The sequence below is a fragment of the Bacillus haynesii genome (genome assembly GCF_014042035.1).
Lineage (GTDB): Bacteria > Bacillota > Bacilli > Bacillales > Bacillaceae > Bacillus > Bacillus haynesii.
On sequence record NZ_CP059494.1, the window covers coordinates 961295 to 987459 of the forward strand.

The 26165-nt window shown below is 49.1% G+C and carries 3 protein-coding genes; all 3 read left to right on the forward strand.

The window, feature by feature from the left end; all coding sequences use genetic code 11:
* From H2R00_RS04800 to H2R00_RS04810, 3 genes are read left to right on the forward strand one after another with little or no spacing between them, the layout of a single operon-like run.
* Complete coding sequence (locus H2R00_RS04800) at positions 1–7683, forward strand: non-ribosomal peptide synthetase (RefSeq protein WP_182070572.1); 7683 nt, start codon at positions 1–3, stop codon at positions 7681–7683.
* A gap of 16 nt (positions 7684–7699) precedes the next feature.
* The gene (locus tag H2R00_RS04805) at positions 7700–15340 is read left to right on the forward strand and encodes a non-ribosomal peptide synthetase (RefSeq protein ID WP_182070573.1); all 7641 of its coding nucleotides are present in this window, start codon (positions 7700–7702) and stop codon (positions 15338–15340) included.
* Between the two features lie 22 nt (positions 15341–15362).
* Positions 15363–26162 carry a non-ribosomal peptide synthetase gene (locus H2R00_RS04810; RefSeq protein WP_182070574.1) on the forward strand — a complete coding sequence of 3600 codons (10800 nt, stop codon included), beginning with the start codon at positions 15363–15365 and terminating at the stop codon, positions 26160–26162.
* Positions 26163–26165: the final 3 nt, after the last annotated feature.

Here is a 26165-nt window from a genome sequence, read left to right on the forward strand (position 1 = left end):
ATGGCGCAAGAGACAGAAATTCAAGATATTTATCCATTGTCATATATGCAGGAAGGAATGCTGTTTCATTCACTGCTTCATCCCGATTCAAACGCCTATGTTGAACAAATTTCCTTCACCATTAGTGGTGATTTGTGTCTGGATTCATTTCAGAAGAGTCTGGATCTATTGATTGACCGGTATGACATTTTCAGAACGATTTATATAAAAGAGGTGCCTGATCTGGACGGGCCGCAGCAAGTCGTTCTGTCACACCGAAAAGTACCGGTTCAGACGGAGGATATTTCCGCCTTGACGGCTGAACAGCAGCAAACGTTGATAAAGAGCCGCAAACGAGCAGATCGGCTTCGAGGATTCGACCTGCAAAAAGGCCCATTAATGCGACTGACCCTTTATCAAACAGGAGAAAGGCGACACACATGCGTCTGGACCCACCACCACATCATGATGGATGGATGGAGCTTAGGTATTGTGCTGCAAGATTTTTTCCACATGTACTACGCTCTTAGAGACGGCCGGGCTATCCGTCTTGGGAAGCCGGCGCCTTACAGCACATATATGACATGGCTTCGCAGTCAGAATAGAGAAAAAACAGCAGCCTTCTGGTCCGATTATCTGGAAGGGTACGGGGAGTCTGTCTCAGTCCCCGGCACAAAAAGCAAAACAACAGAAGGCGTTTATACGCCGAAGCACCTTCAATTTTCACTAAAGCCGGAAACCACTGAAAAACTTTCCGATTTAGCAAGGCGATTGGGTGTAACGTTAAACACGTTGTTTACAAGTATATGGGGCTTGCTTCTGCACCGCTACAACGCGACTGATGATGCTGTATTCGGCGCGGTTGTTTCAGGGAGGCCTTCCGCCATTGACGGAATTGAATCAATGGCCGGACTGTTCATTAACACGGTGCCTGTCCGGATTCGTTCTTCCGCAGACATGTCATTTTCTTCGCTCGCCAAACAGGTGCAAAAAGACATCCTGACTTGTGAAGATCACGGCTATTATCCACTCTATGAGATTCAAAACGAAAGCGGCTTAAATAAGGACCTGATCAATCATATCCTTGTATTTGAGAATTATCCCGTCCAAATGCAGAAAGCGGTAAACGGCTGGCAGGAATCAGAGAAAAACGCGCTTGATCTTGACCATTTTTCCATGTCCGAGGAAACCAATTATGACTTGAACGTCGTCATTGTGCCGGGTGAGACGTTCTATATGAAATTCAGCTACAATGCCGAGGTCTATGATACAAAAGACATACTTCGGGTTCAAGGTCATGTAAACGAAGTGATCAAATGTGTACTGTCAGATCCCGATCGATTGATCACAAGCATTGATCCCGTTCCATTTGATGAAAAAAAACTGATTCATTCCTTTCACGGCAAACAGCGATCTTACCCGGATCAAACAGTTTATGAGCTGTTTGAAGAGCAAGCTGCCAAAACGCCGGAACAAGAGGCGCTCAGATTGAATGAAACAAGCTGGAGCTACCGTCAATTAGATCAACGAGCCAATCAAATCGCTCGTGCGCTAAGGGAAACAAATCAAGTTGCAGCTGTCATGCTGCGCCGCTCAAAAGAAACAGTCGCAGCTCTTCTCGGCATCTGGAAGTCAGGCAGCGCGTATATGCCGCTTGATCCGGATCATCCGCCTGAGCGGCTTTCATTTCTCTTGCATGACAGCCAATCCTCTTTGCTGGTTACGGAACAAGAACTGCTGCCGTTCGTTCCTGCGGATTACAAGGGGATGATTGTCACAATGGAAGAAACATCTGTTCAACCGACAGATTCTCTTTCAATACAGCCGGGCAGCGGACATTGGGCTTACATCATTTATACATCGGGGACAACGGGGCGGCCGAAAGGTGTGCTCGTCAGCCATGAAAGCATTTCCAATACATTGCAATGGAGACGGGAAGAATACAGCATGACGGACCGTGATATCGCGCTCCAACTCTTATCATATGTGTTTGACGGGTCTGTAACAAGTCTGTTCACACCGCTTCTGTCAGGTGCCTGCGTCTTGCTGACCGATGAAAATGACGCAAAAGATACCCTGGCGATTCAACAAATCATCGCCCGGCACGGCGTCAGCCATCTGCTCATCGTTCCTTCCTTATACCGCGTACTGCTGGAGACCTTGACAAAAAAAGACGCGGAAACACTTCGGGCTGTGACATTCGCCGGGGAAGCCGTGACACCTGATTTAATCACCTTAAGCCGCGACATTTGCAGCAACGCCGAACTGATAAACGAATACGGACCGACAGAAAACAGCGTGTCGACGACGGTGCTGCGAGATCTTCAGAAAAGTGAGCGATTGACAATCGGCCGTCCGGTTGATAATACATCTGTCTATATTATGCACGGGAACCTCCTTCAGCCGATCGGCGCTGTCGGTGAATTATGCATCTCAGGAAAAGGCCTGGCTGAAGGGTACTTTCAGCAAAAGGAATTGACAGTTCAAGCCTTTACCGCCCACCCCTTTCATGAAGGAGAACGGCTGTACAGGACAGGGGATAAGGCGCGCTTTTTGCCGGATGGAACGATCGAATACCTTGGGCGCTTGGATCACCAAGTGAAAGTCAGAGGATTCAGAATAGAACTAGGAGAAATTGAATCTGCGCTCCGCAGCATCTCCGGGGTGAAAGACGCGGCGGCAATCGTACGCACCACAGCCGATGGAGAACAGGAGCTTGCGGCTTATGTTGTATTGCAAAAGGAAACAGGGCGCTTGGACCTGCATAGAACCCTTGCCGGTAAATTGCCGGCCTATATGATGCCTGACAGCTTTACAATACTGCCCAACATGCCGCTTACAACGAGCGGAAAGCTGGATCGCTCCGGTCTTCCAGAGCCGGCACATTCAGGCAGGGCAGACGTCACGCCGAAAGCTCCCCGCACATTGCTTGAAACAGAGCTTGTTTTGATTTGGCAGGAAGTGTTGAAACGGGAGCGGATCGGCATACGAGATGATTTCTTTCAATTGGGCGGACAGTCTCTTAAAGCGGCAGCGTTTGTCTCAAAAATCTATCAGCGGCTGCATGTTCAGCTGCCCATTCGCGATGTCTTTTCATATCCGACGATTGAAAGCATGGCTGGTGCAATAGAGCAGATGACAAGGGATATCTGTCCAGAGATACAGCCAGCGCCGGAAAAAGATCTGTATCCTTTATCTTTCGCGCAAAAAAGGCTTTATGCCCTTCATCAGCTGGCAAAAGACAGTACAAGCTACAACATGCCCGCTGCTTTGGAACTGCGCGGAAAACTGTGCCGGAAGCGTTTAAAAGAAGCTTTTGCAACATTAATCGACAGACATGAGGCACTGCGCACTTCGTTTGTTTTACAGAACGGGGAGCCAATGCAAAGAATCGCATCAGCTGCCGAAGTGAAATGGACAGAGCTGCACATCCAATCCGAGGACTCGCTTAATGAAGTGATGGAATCGTTCGTTCAGCCGTTTGATCTTGAAAGAGCTCCGCTGATCAGAGTCTGCTTAGCCGCGTTGAACAAAGACCGGCATTTCTTTCTGCTTGATATGCATCATCTTATTGCTGACGGAATGTCAATGAGCACGTTTATTCGTGAATTCACGGACATTTACAGCGGGAAAGAGCCGCCTCCATTGACACTGCAATATAAAGATTTCGCTGTATGGCAAAATGAACAGTTTTCAGCCGGGGCATTCGGCAGCCAAAAACAGTACTGGCTGGAAGTGCTGAAGGGAACGCTGCCGGTGCTGGACTTGCCGCTTGATCAAAAACGGCCGCTTCTTCCCGATTTTAGCGGAGACACTTTGACCACGCATATTGACAGGGAAACAGGGGCAAAGCTGCGTCAGTTAATGGATGAGACCGGTTCAACGTTATATATGGTGTTGCTGGCTGGCTTCTCAATCTTTCTTTCTAAACTGAGCGGCCAAGAGGATATTGTCATCGGTTCGCCCGCACATGGCCGAGAACGCGCAGAACTTGATGGCGTGATCGGGATGTTTGTCAATACAATGGCGATGCGAAGCAAGCCTGAAGGGAATAAAACAGTCCGTACATATTTGAAAGAGATCAAAACGCTGACACTTGAGGCTGTTGATAACCAATATTATCCGTTTGAGGAGCTCGTCCAACACCTTGACGCCCCACGAGAAGTGAACCGCAACCCGCTTTTTGACGCTATGCTGGTGCTTGAAAACAGCGATGATTTCAAGATGGAATTACCGGAACTGACGCTTTTATCACATAAACTGCCGTATCACTCGTCAAAGTTTGATTTGACTTTGCATGCCGAAGAACAAGATGACGGTACGATCAGCTGTCATTTCGAGTACAGTACCGCCTTATTTGAAAAGGCAACGGTCGCGCGCTGGTCTGATCATTTTAAAACGCTAATCGGCAGCATGTCGGCCAATCATGACATGAAACTGTCCGACATGCAAATGCTGACTGCGAAAGAACAGGACATGCTAGTAGATGCTGCCGGGCAGACGGCTGAATACCCGAGACACGAGAACATCGCGAGTCTATTTGAAAAACAGGCAATAGCCACTCCGGATCAAATAGCTGCCGTGATGAAGGAACGGCAGCTGTCTTACCGGGAACTTGATGAAAAGGCTGAACAGACAGCGGCAATGCTAAATGAAAATGGAATCGGTTCAGGGCAAGTGGTTGGTTTAATGACAGAGCGTTCACTAGATATGTTGGTTGGCATTCTCGGCATTTTAAAAGCGGGAGGCGCTTATTTGCCGATTGACCCTGATTACCCAGCTGAGCGGATTCGCTTTATGCTCGATGACAGCGGGGCCAAACTGCTGCTTATCCAATCAGGACAACAATGGGACGAAACCATTGACCTGCCTGTTTTATATATTGACGAGGCAGAAAAAGGCGCGGCGGAAAGGCGGCACCAGCCGATATCAGCCGAACAGCCGGCATATGTGATCTACACATCAGGAACAACAGGAAAGCCGAAAGGTGTAGTGATTGAACACCGCAATGTGGTCAGCTTGATCAAACATGATGACCTGCCTTTTTCATTCGGATCTCAGGACGTCTGGACGCTGTTCCACTCCTATTGTTTTGACTTCTCGGTGTGGGAGATATTCGGCGCTCTCTTACACGGCGGAAAAATTGTCATTGTACCAAAAGAAACCGCCCGCGATCCCCATGCCTACCGGCTGCTTTTACAAAAAGAAGGCGTGACTGTGCTAAACCAGACGCCTACAGCTTTTCACGGGCTTATCGATGAAGATTTACGGCATCCGGACCGCTTACAGCTCCGCTATGTCATCTTCGGCGGAGAAGCCCTGCAGCCCGGGATGCTGATGAACTGGAATGAGAAATATCCAGAAACGGATCTCATCAATATGTACGGCATTACCGAAATAACGGTGCACGCCACGTATAAAAAGCTGTCTCGAACCGACATGAAACACAATAAAAGCAATATCGGAAAACCTCTGGCAACCCTTCAAGCCTATGTCGCGGACGCCTATATGAACCTGCAGCCCGTCGGTGTGCCGGGGGAACTGTATATCGCAGGAGCCGGAGTCGCAAGAGGATATATCAACAGAGATGAGCTGACTGCTTCCCGGTTCATCACAAATCCATATGTTCGGGGACAACGCCTTTATCGTACGGGAGACATCGTCAAAAGACTGCCTAACGGCGAGCTGGAGTATGTCGGCAGAAAAGATGCCCAAGTGAAAATCAGGGGATACCGGATTGAATTGGGGGAAATCAGGAGTGCCCTTCAAGAACTGCCTCTAATCAAGGAAGCAGCAGTTATAACAAGACATGACAAAGCCGGACGGCAATCGATCTATGGGTATGCGATAACGGCGCAAAACCTGAATGAAAACGACATTCGCGCCTCTCTCAGAACGATCCTTCCAGAATATATGATACCCGCGCGAATCATACAGGTCGACGAACTGCCGCTGACGGCTAACGGCAAGCTCGACGAAAATGCGCTGCCAGAACCGGCTGTGAATGAGAGCGCTGGCGAAGGTATAAATCCAAGAAACGAGATTGAACAGATGATGGCTGAGATTTGGGAAGAGCTCTTAGGAATGGAGGGGCTCGGTGTGGACGCTCACTTCTTTAACCTTGGCGGAGATTCTATTAAAGCGCTGCAAGTATGTGCAAGACTAAAGCAGCAAGGCTATGAAACTACAGTTCGCGAGCTGTTTCAGTATCAGACGCTTGGCGAGTTGTCAAAGCGGGTAACGAAAGTCCGGCGCGAGATTGATCAAGCTCCCGTCAGCGGCGAAGTGCCGCTGACGCCTGTGCAGCACTGGTTTTTCTCACAATCTTTGTCACATGATCACTTTCATCAATCTGTCATGCTGTACAGCACAACGCGATTTGATGAAACAGCTCTGCAAACAGCGCTCGCCCATATCGTGATCCATCATGACGCATTGCGGATGGTATGCGGATATCAAGACGGAGCTTTAGTACAGTACAACAGAGCCGAAGAGCTTGCCAAAGAGGAGCTGTTTTCGTTTGAACTGCTTGATGTAAGAGGAGCAGGATCATTAGCTCAAGAGCATGTGATGATTGAAAGGGCGGCGGAACATATTCAGAAATCGATTCAGCTTCAGACAGGGCCGCTTGTTGCAGCCGGCGTTTTTCGCGCATCGGACGGCGATCATTTGCTGCTTGTCATTCATCACCTTGTCATCGACGGAGTATCATGGCGTATCCTCTTCGAAGATTTGACCGCCGGATACAAACAGGCGCTGGCGGGAAAAGAAATCGTGTTTCCGGAAAAGACAGATTCCTATCAAAACTATGCCAAGCAGCTGACTGATTATGCAACAAGCCAACAGCTATTACGGGAAATAGATTACTGGATTGAAAGGGAACAAGCGATAGTTGAACCGCTTCCGAAAGATGCCGAAACCCTTACGAATCTGCTGCAAGATACAGACGCCATAGACATTCGGCTGACAAAACAAGAAACAGAGCGTCTGTTAACGGCCGTAAACAAGCCGTATACGACAGATACAAATGACATATTACTCGCCGCGTTAGGCCTTGCGCTTCACAAATGGACCGGCAATGATCGATTCAAAATCAGCTTGGAAGGCCACGGAAGAGAAGCGCATTTGGAGGATATCGATATCAGCCGGACGGTCGGCTGGTTTACCTCGATTTATCCTGTTTTACTCGATACAAGCCTTCCAGAGTCCACAGATGATCATGAGCGTTTCGGCTACCACATCAAACGGACAAAAGACATGCTGCGCCGTATTCCGTATAAGGGCGTTGGCTACGGGGTGCTGAAATACATCAGCGGCATGTGGGAACCTGCAGATTCCCAGTGTCCCGACATCAGCTTTAACTATTTGGGACAGTTTGACGAAGAGATCAAATCGAGCGGGTTTCGCGTTTCCCCGGTCAAAGCGGGGCATGAGATCAGTCCAGATTGGGAGCGGCCTCATCTCATCGATATCAGCGGCGCCGTATCTTCAGAATGTCTCGTCATGCACTTTGTCTATAACCGGCTTCAATATAAAAAAGAAACAGTACAAGCTCTGGCAGACCATGTTCAATTTTTTCTTAAAACGATCATCAAGCACTGCACAGAAAAAGAAACCCATGAAAGAAGTGCAACAGACTTCACTGATGAAGATTTAACATTGGAGGAGTTAAGCGACATTATGGGAGCCTTCAATAAACTATAGAAAAGGAGAGTCGCTGATGGTGCAGCAACCGGAAATACAAGATATCTATCCTTTATCTTTCATGCAGGAGGGCATGCTGTTTCATTCGCTGTTGGATCAGGAGTCTAGAGCCTACTTTGAACAGGCATCGTTTACGATAAACGGCTCGCTCGATACAGAACGGTTTCAAAAAAGTTTAGACGCGCTGATTGAACGCTATGATATTTTCCGCACTGCGTTTATACACAAAAATGTGGCAAAGCCGCGTCAAGTCGTTTTGAAAAGACGGCCAATCCGCCTTCAATTTATTGATATTTCTCATCTAGACGAGGCGGCTAAAGAAGCATTTGTCGATCAATTCAAACAAGACGACAAGAAAAAAGGATTTGATTTGCAAACAGACCCTCTTATGAGAGTATCCATCTTAAAAAGGGCACATGAGCAATATAATTGTATTTGGAGCCATCACCACATTTTAATGGATGGCTGGTGCTTCGGAATTGTGATGAAAGAATTTTTGGCCATTTACAAGGCTTTAGGAAAGGGACAGCTTCCTTATTTAGAACCGGTTCAACCGTTCAGCAAGTATATTAAATGGCTGATGCGCCAAGATCGAAAAGAAGCAGAGACATTCTGGAAAACAAGACTTTCAAGCGTCAAACAAACGACATCACTGCCCAAAAAATCGACATCCTCAAAAGGAACGCTGCAACAGATGGCATTTACAGTATCTAAAGAGCAGACTGATGGGCTGCGTAAATTGGCCACGAACGCAGGCGCGACGCTGAACACGGTTTTTCAGGCATTATGGGGAATCGTGCTGCAAAAGATCAACCGCTGTGATGACGCAGTCTTCGGCTCAGTTATTTCCGGGAGGCCGTCTGATCTTGATGACGTAGAAAAAATGGTCGGTCTTTTTATTAACACCATTCCCGTCCGGGTCAAAAGCGGGTCGAATTCCTTTGCGGAACTGGTCAGCTGCTTACAGCAGGAAACACTGAAAGCAGAAGCGTACAATTATTATCCTTTATATGATATTCAGGCGCAAAGCACGCTGAAACAGGAGCTGTTTGACCATATTGTCGTATTTGAAAACATACCGACCCAGCGCGAGATTGAAAGCCTGAATCAAGCCGATGCGTTCGATTTCACAGTCGAAGATTTTCAAATGGAGGAAGTCACCAACTATGGATGCAGCATTAAAATCATTCCGGGAAGCTCGCTTTATATTCGCATAAATTTTGATATCGGACAGTATGATCCAGCCATGATGAAAAAAATCGAACTGTATTTGCGCCATATCATCGGCTCTGTCATCGCTGATCCCAATCAGCAAATCGCGCAAATTTCATTGCTTGGCGAAGAGACCGCCAAAGAGATGCTGTACAAATTCAATCAAACAGAGTCCGCCGCACCTTTGGCGCCGACGCTGAACGGTCTATTCACCCGCCGTGTCGCCCTTTCGCCGCACCTGCCGGCGCTTCGTTTTTCCGGCGGTATCTTAACGTACCGAGAGCTTGATCAGTACACAAATCAGCTTGCTGTCCGTCTGAAGAAAAAAGGCGTCGCCGAAGAAAGCGTCATCGGTGTGCTCGCCGATCGTTCACCGGAGATGGTGATCGCGGTGCTGGCTGTTTTGAAAGCCGGCGGCGCTTACGTGCCGCTTGATCCGGACTATCCTGAAGAACGGCTCAGGTACATGTTGAGCGACAGCGGTGCCAAGCTTCTCGTCACAGGACCGGGGTTATCCGTCTCCGGTTTTTCCGGTGAGGCACTTGAGGTCAATCTGTCATCTCTTCAAGCTAAACCAGCGGAGACAGAACCGGTTCGTGCTCATACAGATGGCGGCTCACTCGCCTATGTCATCTATACATCCGGTTCAACCGGGACACCGAAGGGGGTTGCGGTTGAACATCGCCAGGCTGTCGCCTTTTTGTCCGGCATGCAGCGGCAGTTCCCATTAACTGAAGATGATGTCATCGTGCTGAAGTCGTCGTTTTCATTTGATGCTTCGATCTGGCAGTTGTTTTGGTGGATGATACCCGGCGCCTCCATGTATCTGCTTCCGCCGGGCTGGGAGAAAGATCCCGCTTTGATGACAGAAGCCTTCGTCAATGAAGGGGTGACGACGGCTCATTTTATCCCGGCGATGGCGAACAGCTTTTTAGACCAGGTGGAAATGGAAACAGATGAGAAAATGACAACCCTTGCGAAAACCTTGAAACGTGTATTCGCCGGAGGTGAAGCGCTCGCTCCCCAGACAGCCGCGCGATTTGCCCGCTCTTTGCCGGAGACTGCGGTCATTCACGGCTACGGGCCGACAGAAGCTACGGTGGATGCCGCATTTTATCTGTACGATCATGAAAAAGACAAGGAACGGATGCGGCTTCCGATCGGAAAACCTGTACCAGGGGCGCGCCTTTATATTTTAGACAGTGAGAAAGCCGTCCAGCCAGCCGGAGTAGCCGGAGAACTGTATATCGCAGGCGCGGGGGTCACGAGGGGCTACTTGAACCGTCCGGAACTGACAAAAGAACGGTTTCTCGATGACCCGTTTTATCCGGGCGAACGCATGTATCAAACAGGCGATCTGGCAAGATGGCTTCCGGACGGTGTCGTTGAATGGCTGGGCCGCACGGACGGCCAAGTGAAAATCCGCGGCTACCGGATCGAACCAGGTGAAGTCGAAGCGGCGCTTCGACAAATCGACGGTGTGCGGGAATCGGCGGTTATCGCTCGGACAGAAGGGGAGGAAACGAAGCTTTATGCCTATATTGAAGGTCACGATCAACAGACCGTAAGGGCAGAACTGACTAAGCGCCTGCCGGCCTATATGATGCCTTCATCATTCATCGAGATGCGTGACTGGCCTGTCACCCCGAGCGGAAAGCTCGACCGCAAGGCGCTGCCCGCTCCCGCTGAAGCGGCCGAATGCCGCGCTTACACCGCGCCGCGAACCATCACGGAAATGAAGCTCGCCAAGCTATGGGAAGAGGTGCTGAAAAACGGCCCTGCCGGCATTCGCGACCACTTTTTCGAACAAGGCGGCCACTCCCTGAAGGCGACAGCGCTCGTCTCCCGCATTTCCAAGGAGTTTGGCGTGCAGGTGCCGCTGAAGGAGATCTTTGCCAAGCCGACACTGGAAGAGATCGCAGCCGTGATTCAGGAACTGGATGAAAGCCCATATGCGGCGATTGAACCGGCGGGCAAACAGGACACCTATCCGGTGTCCTCGGCGCAAAAGCGAATGTACGTGCTTCAGCAGCTGGAAGACGGCGGTGTCGGCTACAATATGCCGGCAGCGCTTAAGCTGACAGGACCTCTCGACCGCGCGCGGCTTGATGAGGTATTCAGACAGCTGATCCGCCGCCACGATTCGCTCAGGACATCGTTTGAAACCGGGGCTGACGGTGAGCCTGTCCAGCGCATCCATGACGATGTCCCATTTCAGCTCATGGAGTTGGCATCGGCTGAAGACTTTGTCCGTCCGTTCCAGCTTCAAGAAGCGCCGCTTTTCCGCGCCGCTCTTGTGAAGGAAGCGGAGGACCGCCACCTGTTGTTGGTGGACATGCATCACATCATTTCCGACGGGGTGTCTGTCGGCACCTTGATCCATGAATTCAGCGAGGTGTACGCCAACCGGACGCTGGCCCCGCTGCGGATTCAATATAAAGACTACGCCGTCTGGCAACAGGCATTCAAACAAGGGGAGGTGTACAAAAGACAGGAGGCCTATTGGCTGAAGCAGCTCGACGGCGAGCTGCCGGTTCTGGATCTGCCGGCCGACAACGCCCGCCCGGCGGTGCGGAGCTTTACCGGAGATCATGTGTCCTGCACGCTTGATGCGGAAACGACGGCCGGCCTTTACAAGATCGCCCGCGAAAACGGGTGTACTCTGTATATGGTTCTTATCGCCGCATACAGCACACTTCTTGCCCGTCTCAGCAGGCAGGAAGACATCATCATCGGTTCGCCGATCGCCGGGCGGCCGCACAAAGACTTAGAACCTGTCATCGGGATGTTTGTCAACACATTGGCGATCAGATCGCAGCCGGCAGAAAACAAACGTTTCACTGATTTCTTAAGGGATATCCGCCAAACGGCGCTTGAGGCATTCGAGCATCAGGATTATCCGTTTGAAGAGCTTGTCGACCGGCTCGGCGTCGTCCGTGATATGAGCCGCAATCCGCTGTTTGACGTCATGTTCGTTCTGCAAAATATGGAACGGGAATCACTCACTCTGCATGACTTGCATTTGGCGACTGTAGCTCATAACGCGCATAAAGTCTCTAAGTTTGATATGACTCTTTATGCAGCTGAAGAAGATCAAGGGACAATCCGTTTTGATGTTGAATTCAACACAGACATCTATCAAAAACAGACGATCAAGAAATGGGTTTCCTACTATATTCGTATTCTCAAACATGTGATCGAACATCAGAACATTCATCTCGGTGACATCCATGTATTGGATAAACATGAGACAAACGTATTGATTGACACATTTAATCAGACAAATCAAGACTATCCAAAACACGAAACGATCAGCCGTTTATTTGAACAGCAAGCTGCCAAAACACCTCATGCATTGGCTGTTATACATGATAGACAAACCTTGACTTACCGGGAATTAAACGAACGGGCCAACAGAATAGCCGCTGCGCTTCGAGCAAATGGCGTCGGTTCAGAAAGTGTTGTCGCACTATTAACAAATCGCACGCCTGAACTTGCAGTCGGAATTCTCGGCATTTTAAAAGCCGGCGGAGCCTATCTTCCCGTCACTGAAGACATGCCGACAGAACGGCTGGAATGGATGCTGTCTGACAGCAAAGCAGATATTCTCCTTCAATCAGATCAATTAGAATGTCCTGTTGCTGGAAAACGGTTATTCATAGAAAACATCCAGCTTGAGACTGGAATTTCAGCAAGCAATCCCGAACAGCAGGGCGGTCCTGATTCTCTCGCTTATATCATGTATACATCCGGATCAACCGGCACGCCAAAAGGCGTAATGGTTGAACAGCGCGGTATCGTCCGCCTCGTGAAAAACACCGATATGGCGTTTACACCTGAAGACAGGCTTTTATTGACAGCCTCGTTAGGATTTGACGCGATGACATTTGAAATATTCGGACCGCTTTTAAACGGTGCTCGTTTATACATCAGTAACAAAGAAACCTATTTAGATTCCGATCAGCTCAAAGCATTCATACAGCATAACGGAATCACGACCTTATGGCTGACATCATCCTTATTTAATCAATTATCAGAACAAAATGAGCGAACATTTTCCGACCTGTCCAGATTGATTATCGGCGGAGAAGCACTGTCGCCAAACCATGTCAACCGCGTACACAACGCGTCGCCGGATCTCGCGCTATGGAATGGTTACGGTCCAACGGAAAATACAACATTCTCAACGTGCTTCCGGATCGAACACGAGTATAGGCATTCCATTCCGATCGGCCGTCCAATCGCTAATTCAACCGCCTATATTGTCAACAGCCGCGGGACATTGCAGCCCATTGGTGTAATCGGAGAATTATGCGTTGGCGGGGATGGACTAGCCAGAGGCTACTTCGGAAGACCTGAACTGACGAAAGAAAAATTTGTGCCAAATCCCTTCGCACCTGGTGAACGAATGTACCGGACCGGTGATTTGGCCCGCTGGCTGCCAGATGGGACGATTGAATATATCGGCCGGATGGACGATCAAGTAAAAATTCGCGGCTACCGGATTGAGCTGGGAGAAATTGAAGCAGCATTGCGGCAGATTGACGGTGTCAAAGAAGCCGCCGTTATCGTGAGAACCGGTCCCTCGGGACACAAAGAACTCCTTGCCTATATGAGTCTGCAAGTGGAAATGGATATCGAGAAAGTCAGATCTCTTCTTTCTCAACAATTGCCTGGGTTTATGGTTCCGGCGCATTTGGTTGAGCTTGCCGCCTTGCCTCTGACACAAAACGGAAAGCTCGACAGAAGAGCACTGCCTGAACCGGAGACCACAACGATCAACACAGCATATGCCCCTCCGCGCAATCAGCTGGAGGAACAGCTTGCCGTGATCTGGCAAGAGGTTCTCGGCGTTGAGAAAGTCGGTATAGAAGATTCGTTTTTTGAACTGGGAGGCGATTCGATTAAAGCCCTCCAAGTATCTGCTCGTCTTGGACGTTTTGACTTGAAAATCACGGCAAGCGACTTATTCCGCCATCCAACTATTAAAGAAGCCGCACCTTTCATCCGCAAGACTGAGAGAAGTATAGATCAGCGGCCGATTGAAGGAGAAGTTCCTTGGACGCCCGTTCAGCGCTGGTTCCTCGCGCAGCATATCGAAGAGCGGCAGCATTTCAACCAATCTGTCATGCTTCACAGCTCAGAAGGATTTCAGGAACAGCCGCTGCGGACGGCTTTACAGCATCTTGTTATCCATCATGATGCCCTCCGCATGACAATCAGCGATGACGGCGGACGACTGCAGCAATTTAACAGAGGGATTCATGGAGAACTTTACAGTCTGAACATAAGAGACCTTTCTAAAACAGCACAATGGGAGAACATGATTGAAGACGAAGTCGCTGGTTTGCAGCGCAGTATCCATTTGCAAAAAGGCCCACTGCTAAAAGCAGGCTTGTTCAACACAAGGTCGGGAGCTTATTTATTTCTCACCATTCATCACCTGGTCGTCGACGGGGTCTCATGGCGGATTTTGCTTGAGGATTTATCGGCAGCATACAGTCAGGCGGTCGCAGGACAACCGGTCCAGCTTCCGCGGAAAACGGACTCATACCAATATTTCGCAAATCGGCTTTCGGAATACGCAGAGAGCAGCAAGATCATTCGTGAACAATCGTATTGGCGCACTGTTGAAGAAGAAAAAGCGGCTTTGCTTCCTTGTGAAAAACCGCAAAGCGCTGCGGACAACATTCGGAAAACGGTAAGCTTTACCCTTTCAGAAGAAGACACGCACGTTTTAATCCACAAGGTCAACAGCGCCTACAGCACAGACACCCAGGATATTCTGCTGACGGCCGTATCATTAGCTCTGTGTGATTGGCTGGGAGAAAGAAAACTGCGCATTGCGATGGAAGGACACGGAAGGGAACAGATCCTTCCTGAATTGGACATCAGCCGGACGGTCGGCTGGTTCACTTCAATGTATCCTGTATTGATTGATTTACACGCAGCTGAAGGCGAACTGGGGCTGGCGATAAAAGCAGTCAAAGATACGCTCGGCAGAATACCGGACAAAGGAATTGGATACGGCATTTTAAAATATTTAACAGCACCTGAAAACAAAACAATTCAGTTTGGCAAAGCGCCTGAAATCGGTTTTAACTATTTAGGGCAATTCAATGATACAGAACGCCAACAAATGTTCAGCTTTTCGGGGCTTGCAAGCGGGAAAGACATTACACCTACATGGCAGCGCGAACAAACGCTGGAGATGAGCGCCATGGTAAGGCAAAATCAGCTGTATTTCAATTTGAGCTATCCGCCAAGCCGCTTCCAAACAACAACAATGAAACAGCTGTTGCATACGTTGAAACAATATTTGCACCAAATCATCAATCATTGCGCCGGGAAACAAGAAACAGAAAAAACGGTCAGCGATTTTAGCAGCCAATCGTTAACAGCGGAAGATTTGGGCAGTATTGCGAGCTTTGTCGAAGAACTGTAGAAACAGGAGGCAGGGAGAAAATATGACAAAAAAGCATGAGATTCAGGATATTTATCCGCTTTCTTATATGCAGGAAGGCATGCTATTTCACAACCTTCTCAAAAAGGACTCACAGGCATACGTCGAACAAGCCTCATTTTCAATAACAGGAAAGGTTGACACAGACATTTTTCAGAAAAGCATCGCTGTTCTGTGCGCCCGGCACGACATTTTCAGAACGATTTTTGTCAGTCAAAATGTATCCGTTCCACAGCAGGTCGTCTTAAAAGAACGGACGATCACCGTTGAAGAAAAAGATCTGACTCATTTGGACCGATCCAGCCAGCTCGCATTGATCGATGAGGTCAAAAAAACAGACAGGGCTAAAGGGTTTCATTTGCAAAAAGATGGACTGATGCGCGTCATTCTTTTCAAAACAGGGGAACGCGAATTCACATGCATTTGGAGCTTCCATCACATCATTATGGACGGCTGGTGCCTCGGGATTGTCCTGAAGGAGTTTTTCCATATATACGCTTCCCTTTTGCACCAAGCACCATTAAAGCTTGAGCCTGCTGTGCCTTACGGGACTTATATTCAATGGCTGATGGAGCAGGACAAAGAAGCAGCCGCCCGATACTGGGAGCAATATCTTGAAGGATATGACCAGCAGAGCGGGCTGCCAAAGCTAAAAAAAGCGGGCGCCAAAAACAGACAAGAAGAAGTCACCTTTTCCCTTTCTAAAACAGTTACGGCCAAGCTGAAAGAGCTGGCCGCAAAGGAAGAAGTCACACTGAGCACCATTTTTCACACGCTTTGGGGAATTTTGCTGCAAGCTTATAATCAGACGGATGATGCGGTTTTCGGTTCAGTTATTTCCGGCAGGCCGTCTGAAATTGCAGGAATAGAGCGGATGATCGGCCTTTTCATTAACACGGTGCCGGTGCGGGTTACCGGTACAAAAGTGCCTTTTGTGAAACTGATCAAACAAGTGCAAAAAGATGCGCTCAATGGGCAGCCGTACAGCTACCACCCACTATATGAGATACAGGCGGAATCCGCCGTCAAACAAGGCTTAATCGACCATATTCTTGTTTTTGAAAATTATCCTGTTGAAAAAGAAATCGCACTGCTGAACAACGGACAAAATGCAGATGATCTGTTTCACATTCATGATTTCAACATGGAAGACGAGACCAACTACAGCTTTTATCTGATGGTGGCACCAGGAGAAGACATTCATCTCAAAATGAGATTTGATTCCGGCATCCATGAACGTTCTTTCATCGAAAGCGTCAAAGGCCACTTGCAGCATATTATCGCACAAGTGCTGCAAAATCCGAATTTGCCCCCGGAGGAATTGACAATCACAACAAAGCAGGAACATGAAAACCTGCTCAGCACATTGAAAATAGAGACGAAGCCGCGCAAATATGAAACGATCCAGTCGATGTTCGAACTTCAGGTGGCACAATCACCTGATGAAAAAGCCATTCACTACGAAGGGCAGTCGATCACCTATCAAGAGCTGAATGAAACGGCCAACAAACTTGCGCGCCTTCTCCGTAAACGGGGTGTCAAACGCCAGGAGCCGGTGGCGATCATGGTCGAACGATCTCCCGCTTTAGCGGCGGGAGTCCTCGGCATTATAAAAGCGGGTGCGGCTTTTGTTCCGATTGACCTGAACCATCCTGCTGAACGCATTCGCTATTGTATAGAAAACAGCGGCTGTCAGCACATTGTATCGCAGCGCAATTTGGCGGCTGTTGCAAAATCAGTCGGAACAGAGTGCAGTGTGACATTTATAGAAGAAGCAGATGCAGAAAGAGACGGAAGCAATGTCGAGACGGTAAACACAGCGGAGGATTTGCTTTACATCATGTATACATCAGGGACAACGGGAAAACCGAAGGGCGTTTTATTTGAACATCGAAATATGGCCAACTTGCTTGAAGACCAATTTAAAAACTCACGTATTGATTTCAAAACAAATGTGCTGCAGTATGCATCTTGTGCGTTTGACGTCTGCTATCAAGAACTGTTTACCACCTTGCTTAGCGGCGGCACGCTTTGCATCGCGCCTGAATCAATCAAACGTGACCCAGCTCAGTTGTTTTTGTTGATCAATACGCAGCAAACAGAAGTCGTCTTTTTCCCGACGGCTTTTGTGAAAATGCTTTTTAACGAAGAACACTATGCGAACAATTTTCCAAGCTGTGTCAAGCATGTCATTACAGCGGGAGAGCAATTGACGGTCTCGCATATTTTTAAGGCTCTGCTAAAGCAGCGAGACATACGCTTGCATAATCATTACGGGCCGGCGGAAACCCATGTCGTCTCGACATGCACCATTCATCCTGAGGGCGACATCCCGGATGCTCCGCCGATCGGTAAACCGATCAGCCATACCGCCATGTATATTCTTGACAAACACAAACGGCTTCAGCCCCGCGGTGTAGCAGGAGAGCTTTATATATCCGGCGCGAGCGTCGGGAGAGGATATGTCAACAATCCAGACTTGACAAAACAGAAGTTTTTGCCCGATCCGTTTAGAGCGGGAGCCGTCATGTATCGAACAGGAGATATCGCAAGGCTTCGCACAGACGGACAAATCGACTATATCGGCCGGACTGATGATCAAGTGAAAATCAGGGGTTACCGGGTCGAACCGAAGGAAATTGAGGTGACATTGACGAATCATCCTGCTGTTAAGGAAGCGGTTGTCCTTGTTCAGAAAGACAGTGAAGGGGAACATGAATTGTGCGCATACTACAGCACGCGAAAACCGATCGACCCTTCTGCATTACGTCACGATTTGGCCGACGTCATCCCTGACTACATGATGCCTGTAAAATGGACTGACGTGCAAACGATTCCGCTTACCGCAAATGGAAAAGTCGACAAAAGCGCCCTCCCAGAACCAACATCATCTGCTTCGCTTCAGTCATATGCCGCACCTCGCAATTTGAATGAGCTCAGGCTTTCACAGCTTTGGGAAGATGTACTGAAAAGGGGGCCAGTCGGCATCCGCGACAACTTTTTTGAACTGGGCGGCCATTCTTTAAAAGCAACATCGCTCATCTCTCGCATCGCCAAAGAATGGAACGTTCAGATTCCATTAAGCGATGTCTTTGCTCATCCGACCGTAGAAGGGTTGGCAGCTGTCATCAGTGAAGCGGAGGAAAACCCGTTTGCCTCGATTCAGCAAGTACGGACAAAGGAGACATATCCGGTTTCTTCCGCACAAAAACGGATGTATGTTCTGCACCAGCTTGATAGCGGAGGAGTCAGCTACAACATTCCGGCCGTTTTGGAGCTGACAGGCGAGCTCGACCGACTGAGGGTAGAAGCTGTATTTCGAGAACTGATCCGCCGGCATGAGCCCCTTAGGACATCATTCGAGGCAGGAGAAGACGGCGAGCCGGTGCAGCGGATTCATGAAAAGGTGCCGTTTGAATTTCTGAGCGAATCTTCATCTGAATCATTTATCCGGCCGTTTGATCTTGGAAAAGCTCCGCTTTTCAGGGCAGGCTTTGTGACTATTGAAAAAGGACGATATCTGCTTTTAGTGGACATGCACCATATTATTTCAGACGGTGTCTCCATCCAATTGCTCATGCGGGAATTTAGCGAGCTGTATAAAGGACATGAACTGGCCCCGTTACGCATTCAATATAAAGACTATGCCGCATGGCAGGAAACATTCAAAACAAGTGACATATACAAGCGGCAAGAATCATATTGGCTCAAACAACTGGCCGGGGAGCTGCCAGTGCTCGAATTGCCAACGGATAAACCGCGTCCCGCGGCAAAAAGCTTTGCAGGTGACAGGGTACCGTTTGTAATCAGTCAAGAGCTTACATCACGTTTAAAACAGCTCGCAGGAGAAAACAGGTGCACGCTGTATATGACGCTTCTTGGAATATACAACGTTTTATTATCACGGCTAAGCGGTCAGGAAGAGATCATCGTCGGTTCGCCGATCGCGGGCAGACCGCATGCTGATCTTGAATCCGTGCTCGGAATGTTTGTGAACACATTGGCTTTTCGAACACGTCCGGTGAGCGGAATATCTTTCAAAAAATATTTACAGGACATTCGAGGAACAGCTCTTGAAGCCTATGAACATCAAGATTATCCGTTAGAGGAGCTGGTTGACCGTCTCGCTGTTCAGCGGGAGATGAGCCGAAACCCGCTTTTTGACACAACGTTTGCACTGCAAAATATGGAGCGGCAAGAGCTGTTGATGGATGGCATTGAGCTTCGACAGAAAGATATCAGCCATCCAATTTCTAAATTCGACCTGTCACTGTATATGGCCGAAAGCGGCGGACAATTATACTGTCAGTTTGAATACAGTACAGATTTGTTTGAACGGGAAACGATCCAAAAATGGGCCGACTTTTTTAAAACTTTGGCCCAAAACGCAGCACAGCATCCTGAGTTGGAACTGGATCAGTTATCAATACTGTCGAAAAAGGAACAAAGCGCACTTCTGCAAAACTTCAGCCCGATGAAAAAAATCGATTTCCCACTGGATCAGCCGCTTTATTATCAGCTCGAACAGCAGGCGGAAAAGACGCCTGATCGTCCGGCCGTTTTGGCAGATGGCGTCTCCATCTCCTATAGAGAACTGAATGAACGAGCCAATCAAATCGCTTGGAAGCTGATAGACCGCGGTATTCAACAGGAAGATGTGATTGCCATAATGGGGAGACGTTCACCAGAGATGCTGATTGGGATTTATGGCATTTTAAAAGCGGGAGCTGCTTATTTGCCGATCGACCCGGACTATCCTAAAGAACGGATCCATTTTTTAATAGAGGACAGCGGCGCAAAGATCCTGCTTGCAGAATCTAATCTTGCCGAAGCATCGATGTTTGAGGGAACCATTTTGCCGCTTGATGACGGCCGCGTGAATCACAGAGAAGCGGTAGCCAATCCGAAACTCCCGGTGCCGCCCGATGCCTTAGCCTATATCATCTATACATCCGGCTCAACGGGACGCCCAAAAGGCGTCATGGTGGAACACAGGTCCGCGGTCAACTTTTTATACTCACTGCAAACCCGCTACCGGCTGAACGACTCGGACATGATTCTGCATAAAACGTCTTACTCGTTTGACGCTTCAATATGGGAGCTGTTCTGGTGGCCGTTTGCCGGGGCTTCTGTTTATCTGCTTCCTCAAGGAGGGGAAAAAGATCCTGAAATCATCTTAAAAGCGCTGGAGGAAAAGCGAATGACAGCGGCTCATTTTGTCCCTTCTATGCTCCACTCATTCTTGGAATATATGAATCATAGAAAAAAACCGGCCGACATCGGACATTTAAAAGGAGTCTTTGCAGGCGGAGAGCAGCTGGGAGCGCACCTCGTCTCCCGTTTTCATGAGCTTCTGCCGGGGGTGGAATTGACAAATTCCTATGGACCGACGGAAGCGACGGTAGAAGCAGCATACTTTGATGTTCCTAAAAGGAAAGTGCTTCACCATGTTCCGATCGGCCGATCAGGACACAATATGAGACTCTATATTTTAAATAAAAAGCGGCAGCTTCTGCCGTTCGGATGTCGAGGAGAATTGTATATCGCAGGCGCTGGCGTCGCAAGGGGCTACTTGAATCGGCCGGAACTGACAAAAGAACGGTTTCTCGAAGATCCGTTTTATCCAGGGGAACGCATGTATCAAACAGGGGATCTAGCAAGATGGCTACCGGACGGCACCGTTGAATGGCTGGGCCGCACGGACGGCCAAGTGAAAATCCGCGGCTACCGGATCGAACCGGGAGAAATCGAAGCGGTAATTCGACAAATCGACGGTGTGCGGGAAGCGGCGGTTGTCGCCCGGACAGAAGAGGAGGAAACCGCGCTTTATGCCTATATTGAAGGGCAAGATCAACAGACTGTAAAGGCAGAGCTGGCCAAGCGACTGCCAACCTACATGATGCCTTCGTCCTTCATCGAGATGCGTGACTGGCCTGTCACCCCGAGCGGAAAGCTTGACCGCAAGGCATTGCCTGCTCCCGCCGGAGCGGCTGAACGACGCGCTTACACCGCGCCGCGAACCATCACGGAAATGAAGCTCGCCCAGCTATGGGAAGAGGTGCTGAAAAACGGCCCTGCCGGCATTCGCGACCACTTTTTCGAACAAGGCGGCCACTCCCTGAAGGCGACTGCGCTCGTCTCCCGCATCGCCAAAGAGTTTGGCGTGCAGGTGCCGCTGAAGGAGATCTTTGCCAAGCCGACACTGGAAGAGCTCGCAGCCGTGATTCAGGAATTGGATGAGAGCCCATATGCGGCGATTGAACCGGCGGAAAAACAGGACACCTATCCGGTGTCCTCGGCGCAAAAGCGAATGTACGTGCTTCAGCAGCTTGACGAAGACGGCACAGGCTACAATATGCCTGCAGCGCTTAAGTTGACAGGTCCGCTCGTCCACGCCCGGCTTGCTGAGGTTTTCAGGCAGCTGATCAGCCGCCACGAATCGCTCAGGACGTCGTTTGAAACCGGGGCAGACGGTGAGCCCGTTCAGCTCATCCATGACGATGTCCCATTTCAGCTCATGGAGTTGGCATCGGCTAAAGACTTTATTCGTCCGTTCCAGCTTCAAGAAGCGCCGCTTTTCCGCGCCGCTCTTGTGAAGGAAGCGGAGGACCGCCACCTGTTGTTGGTGGACATGCATCACATCATTTCCGACGGGGTGTCTGTCGGCACTTTGATCCGCGAATTCAGCGAGTTGTACGCCAACCGGACGCTTGACCCGCTGCGGATTCAATATAAAGACTACGCCGTCTGGCAACAGGCATTCAAACAAGGGGAGGTGTACAAAAGACAGCAGGCCTATTGGCTGAAGCAGTTTGACGTTGAGCTGCCGGTGCTGGATCTGCCGGCTGACAACGCCCGCCCGGCGGTGCGGAGCTTTACCGGAGACCACGTGTCATTTTCACTTGATGCGGACACTTCAGCCGGCCTTTACAAGATCGCCTGCGACAACGGGTGCACCCTTTATATGGTTCTTCTTGCCGCATACAGCACACTTCTTGCCCGTCTCAGCGGACAGGAAGACATCATCATCGGTTCGCCGATCGCCGGGCGGCCGCACAAAGACTTAGAGCCAGTCATGGGGATGTTTGTCAACACAATGGCGATGAGAACCTATCCGACAGAAAACAAACGTTTCACTGATTTCTTAAGAGAGATCCGCCAAACGGCACTTGAGGCATTCGAGCATCAGGATTATCCGTTTGAGGAGCTTGTCGACCGGATCGACGTCGTCCGTGATATGAGCCGCAATCCGCTGTTTGACGCTATGCTTGTCGTACAAAATATGGAGCATCAAGAGTTTCTCCTGGATGGACTGCATATTCAGCCTGCCGATATGTCTCAGACCGTGTCAAAGTTTGATCTGACACTGCAAGTTTCAGAAGGGGATGAACGCATACATTTTCGGTTTGAATATGCATCATCCTTGTTTAAACAAGAAACGATCGAGCGCTGGATATCTCATTTCATGACAATGCTTCAGCACATTGTCCATGCGCCGCATACAGCACTGCAAGCGATCAGCATGCTGACAGCTAATGAACAACAGCTGCTGATGACGAGCTTCAACAGGATCACAGAACGACACCGCCCTAACACAACCGTTCATGAATTGTTCGCCCGCCAGGCGGCAAAATCGCCGAGGGCAACAGCTCTCATCACTCGGGAAGGCGCGCTCACTTATCAAGAATTAGACGAATGGTCAAATAAAATAGCGAGAACTTTGCAAGACCGCGGGATTGGTCCGGATCTCGCTGTAGGTATCATGATTCCCAAATCAACGGGCTTAATCGCGGCCATCCTCGGGACTTGGAAATCCGGAGGCGCCTATGTCCCAATTGACCTTGCATATCCGGACGAACGCAAACGGTATGTATTGGCCGACAGCGGAGCAAAACTGCTGATCACCGATCGCAAGGCATATCATCAAGTACCTGATGGTTTTAAAGGTGAAGTACTGCTGATTGAAGATGTACGGGAACAGGACACCACACCTATTCTATCTGCTGCTGAACCTGAACATTTGGCCTATATCATCTATACATCCGGTACGACGGGCGAGCCAAAAGGCGTCATGGGGGAACACAGGGGAGTTGCTCATACACTCCAGTGGCGAAGCGCTTTTTATGAATTTCATGACAATGATATCGCACTTCAGCTTTCCTCTTTTTCCTTTGACGCATTTGTCACAAGTATGTTTGCACCGCTTATATCAGGAGCGCAAATCGTCATCCCGACTGAAGAAGAAGCGAAAGACATTCTTGCCATTAAACAATACCTGGCCCATTACGGCATTACACATATGAATCTCATTCCGATTCTGTATCGGACACTGCTTGACGTATTGCAGCCAGAAGATACACAAACACTGCAAGTTGTCGCATTAGGGGGAGAAGCGATTGACCGGAATTTGCTGGATCGAAGCTTCTCGATCTGCCCCGGCACAGAAATTGCCAATGAATACGGACCGACAGAAAACAGCATCACGACCACTGCGGCCAGACAGTTAAAACGTCAGGAAAACGTCACGATCGGCAGGCCGATTGATCATACACATGTTTATATTTTAAAAGGAAATCACTTGCAGCCTATCGGTGTGACCGGAGAACTTTGCATTACAGGTCCGGGGCTTGCAAGAGGCTATATCAATCTTCCTAAGCAAACGGCTCAAGCTTTCGTTCAAGATCCGTTCCATCCAGATCAGCGTATGTATCGGACGGGGGATTTGGCGAAATGGCTGCCGGACGGCACATTGCAGTATGTCGGCAGGATGGATGAACAAGTCAAAATCAGAGGCCACCGGATAGAGATAAAAGAAGTGGAGGCGGCTCTCTCCGGCCTTGCCGGAGTAAAAAAAGCAGCTGTGGTCGATTCTGTTACCGCAGCGGGGTATAAGGAACTCTGCGCTTATCTTGTTGTTGAAGGCGGCACAGATTGTGGTATGCTGCGCAAAGCGTTGGCAAAAAAAGTGCCGGCTTACATGGTTCCGGCGTTTTTCCAAACGCTTGATGCATTGCCTACCATGCCAAACGGGAAGCTGGATAAGCGCGCACTAGCAAAGATCCCGCACAAGGCACAGATTAGACAAACATTTACTGCTCCGTCCACTGATATTGAAAAAGAATTGGCTGCCATCTGGTGCGGGGTGCTTGGTGTTGACAAGATCGGAATTGATGAGTCATTTTTTGAGCTTGGCGGAGATTCCATTAAGGCATTGCAAGTCTCAGCGAGATTGCATCAATCAGGAAAACAATTGGCCGTAAAAGATATCTTCAGCCATTCGACAATCCAAGAATTGGCGCCATATGTCCGTTCATCGCAACAACCGATCAGCCAAGCATCTGTTGAAGGCGAGGTTAAGTGGTCACCGGTGCAAAAATGGTTCCTGTCTCAAGATATGAAAGAAGCGCACCATTTTAATCAGTCGGTTATGCTGCATCGGGCAAATCCGTTAGATGAAGATGCATTGAGAAAAACGCTAAAAGCGATAACCGTCCATCACGATGTACTGCGGCTGATATTTGCCAAAGATGAACGAGGGGACTTGTGCCTGTACAATCGTCCGGCGAGCATCGGGGAGGATCAGCTTTACAACCTGCGAATCATCAATCTGACTGGCGCGTCAACAGACAATGAACACATCATCAAACACCAAGTTCGTGAACTGCAAAAAGCAATGGACTTGGAAAACGGACCGCAGGTGCAAGCTGGGCTTTTCCGCTCGAGTGAAGGAGATGACTTATTTCTTTCTATCCATCACCTGGCCGTCGACGGCATATCATGGCGAATTATCCTGGAAGACTTGGCATCCGGCTATGAGCAGGCGATTCGCGGAGATGACATAGCACTCCCGCCAAAAACCGCATCATTCCAAACATATACCGAACAATTAGCCAAGTATGCTGAAAGCCGGCGACTATTACAGCAAGCAGACTATTGGCGCGCCATCGAACAACATGAAACAGTTGCACTGCCAAAAGAGCAGACACATATCGACAAATCCGCTTTGAAAAAACGAAACACCGTATCATTTACTTTGGCTCAACAAGAAACAGACGCGCTCCTAAAAGATGTGCACAATGCTTACAATACGGATACCCAGGACTTGCTTTTGGCGTCAGCCGTACTCGCTATTCAGCAATGGGCGCCGCAGCAGGCGCTAAAAATCGCGCTTGAAGGGCACGGTCGTCAATCTGAGGCGGGACATCACGATATCAGCAGAACCGTAGGGTGGTTTACCGCCATATATCCAGTCTTGCTTCAACTTGAACCCAATACATGGGATGACCATCATGAAGAATATATGATCCGCACATTAAAAATAACAAAAGACACATTAAGACGGATACCTGACAAAGGATTTGGATACGGGGTTCTCAAATATATGACACCGCCCGAAAAAGCAAAGATCGAATTCGGCAAAGCACCTGATATCACCTTTAACTATCTAGGGCAATTTGAAATCGCAAACCGGGTGCAAACCGAAACAGAACAGCTTGATGCGTTTACATTTTCTCCTTTGGGGGGCGGCGAGGATATCACCGGCACTTGGAAGCGAGAACAGTCGCTTGACATCAGCGCACTCGTAGCTGAAGGCAAACTGACCGTAAACATGACATATGAAACCAATCGTTTTCAAAAAGAAACCATTGAACGGCTTTCCCAAGATTGCCAGTACTTTCTCAGAAAGCTGATGAACCATTGTCTCAGTAAGACTGAAACAGAGAAAACCGTCAGCGACTTTGATGATCGCGAGCTGACCGAGGAAGCTTTAAAAAATATAACCGACTTACTCGGATTCCATTAAACG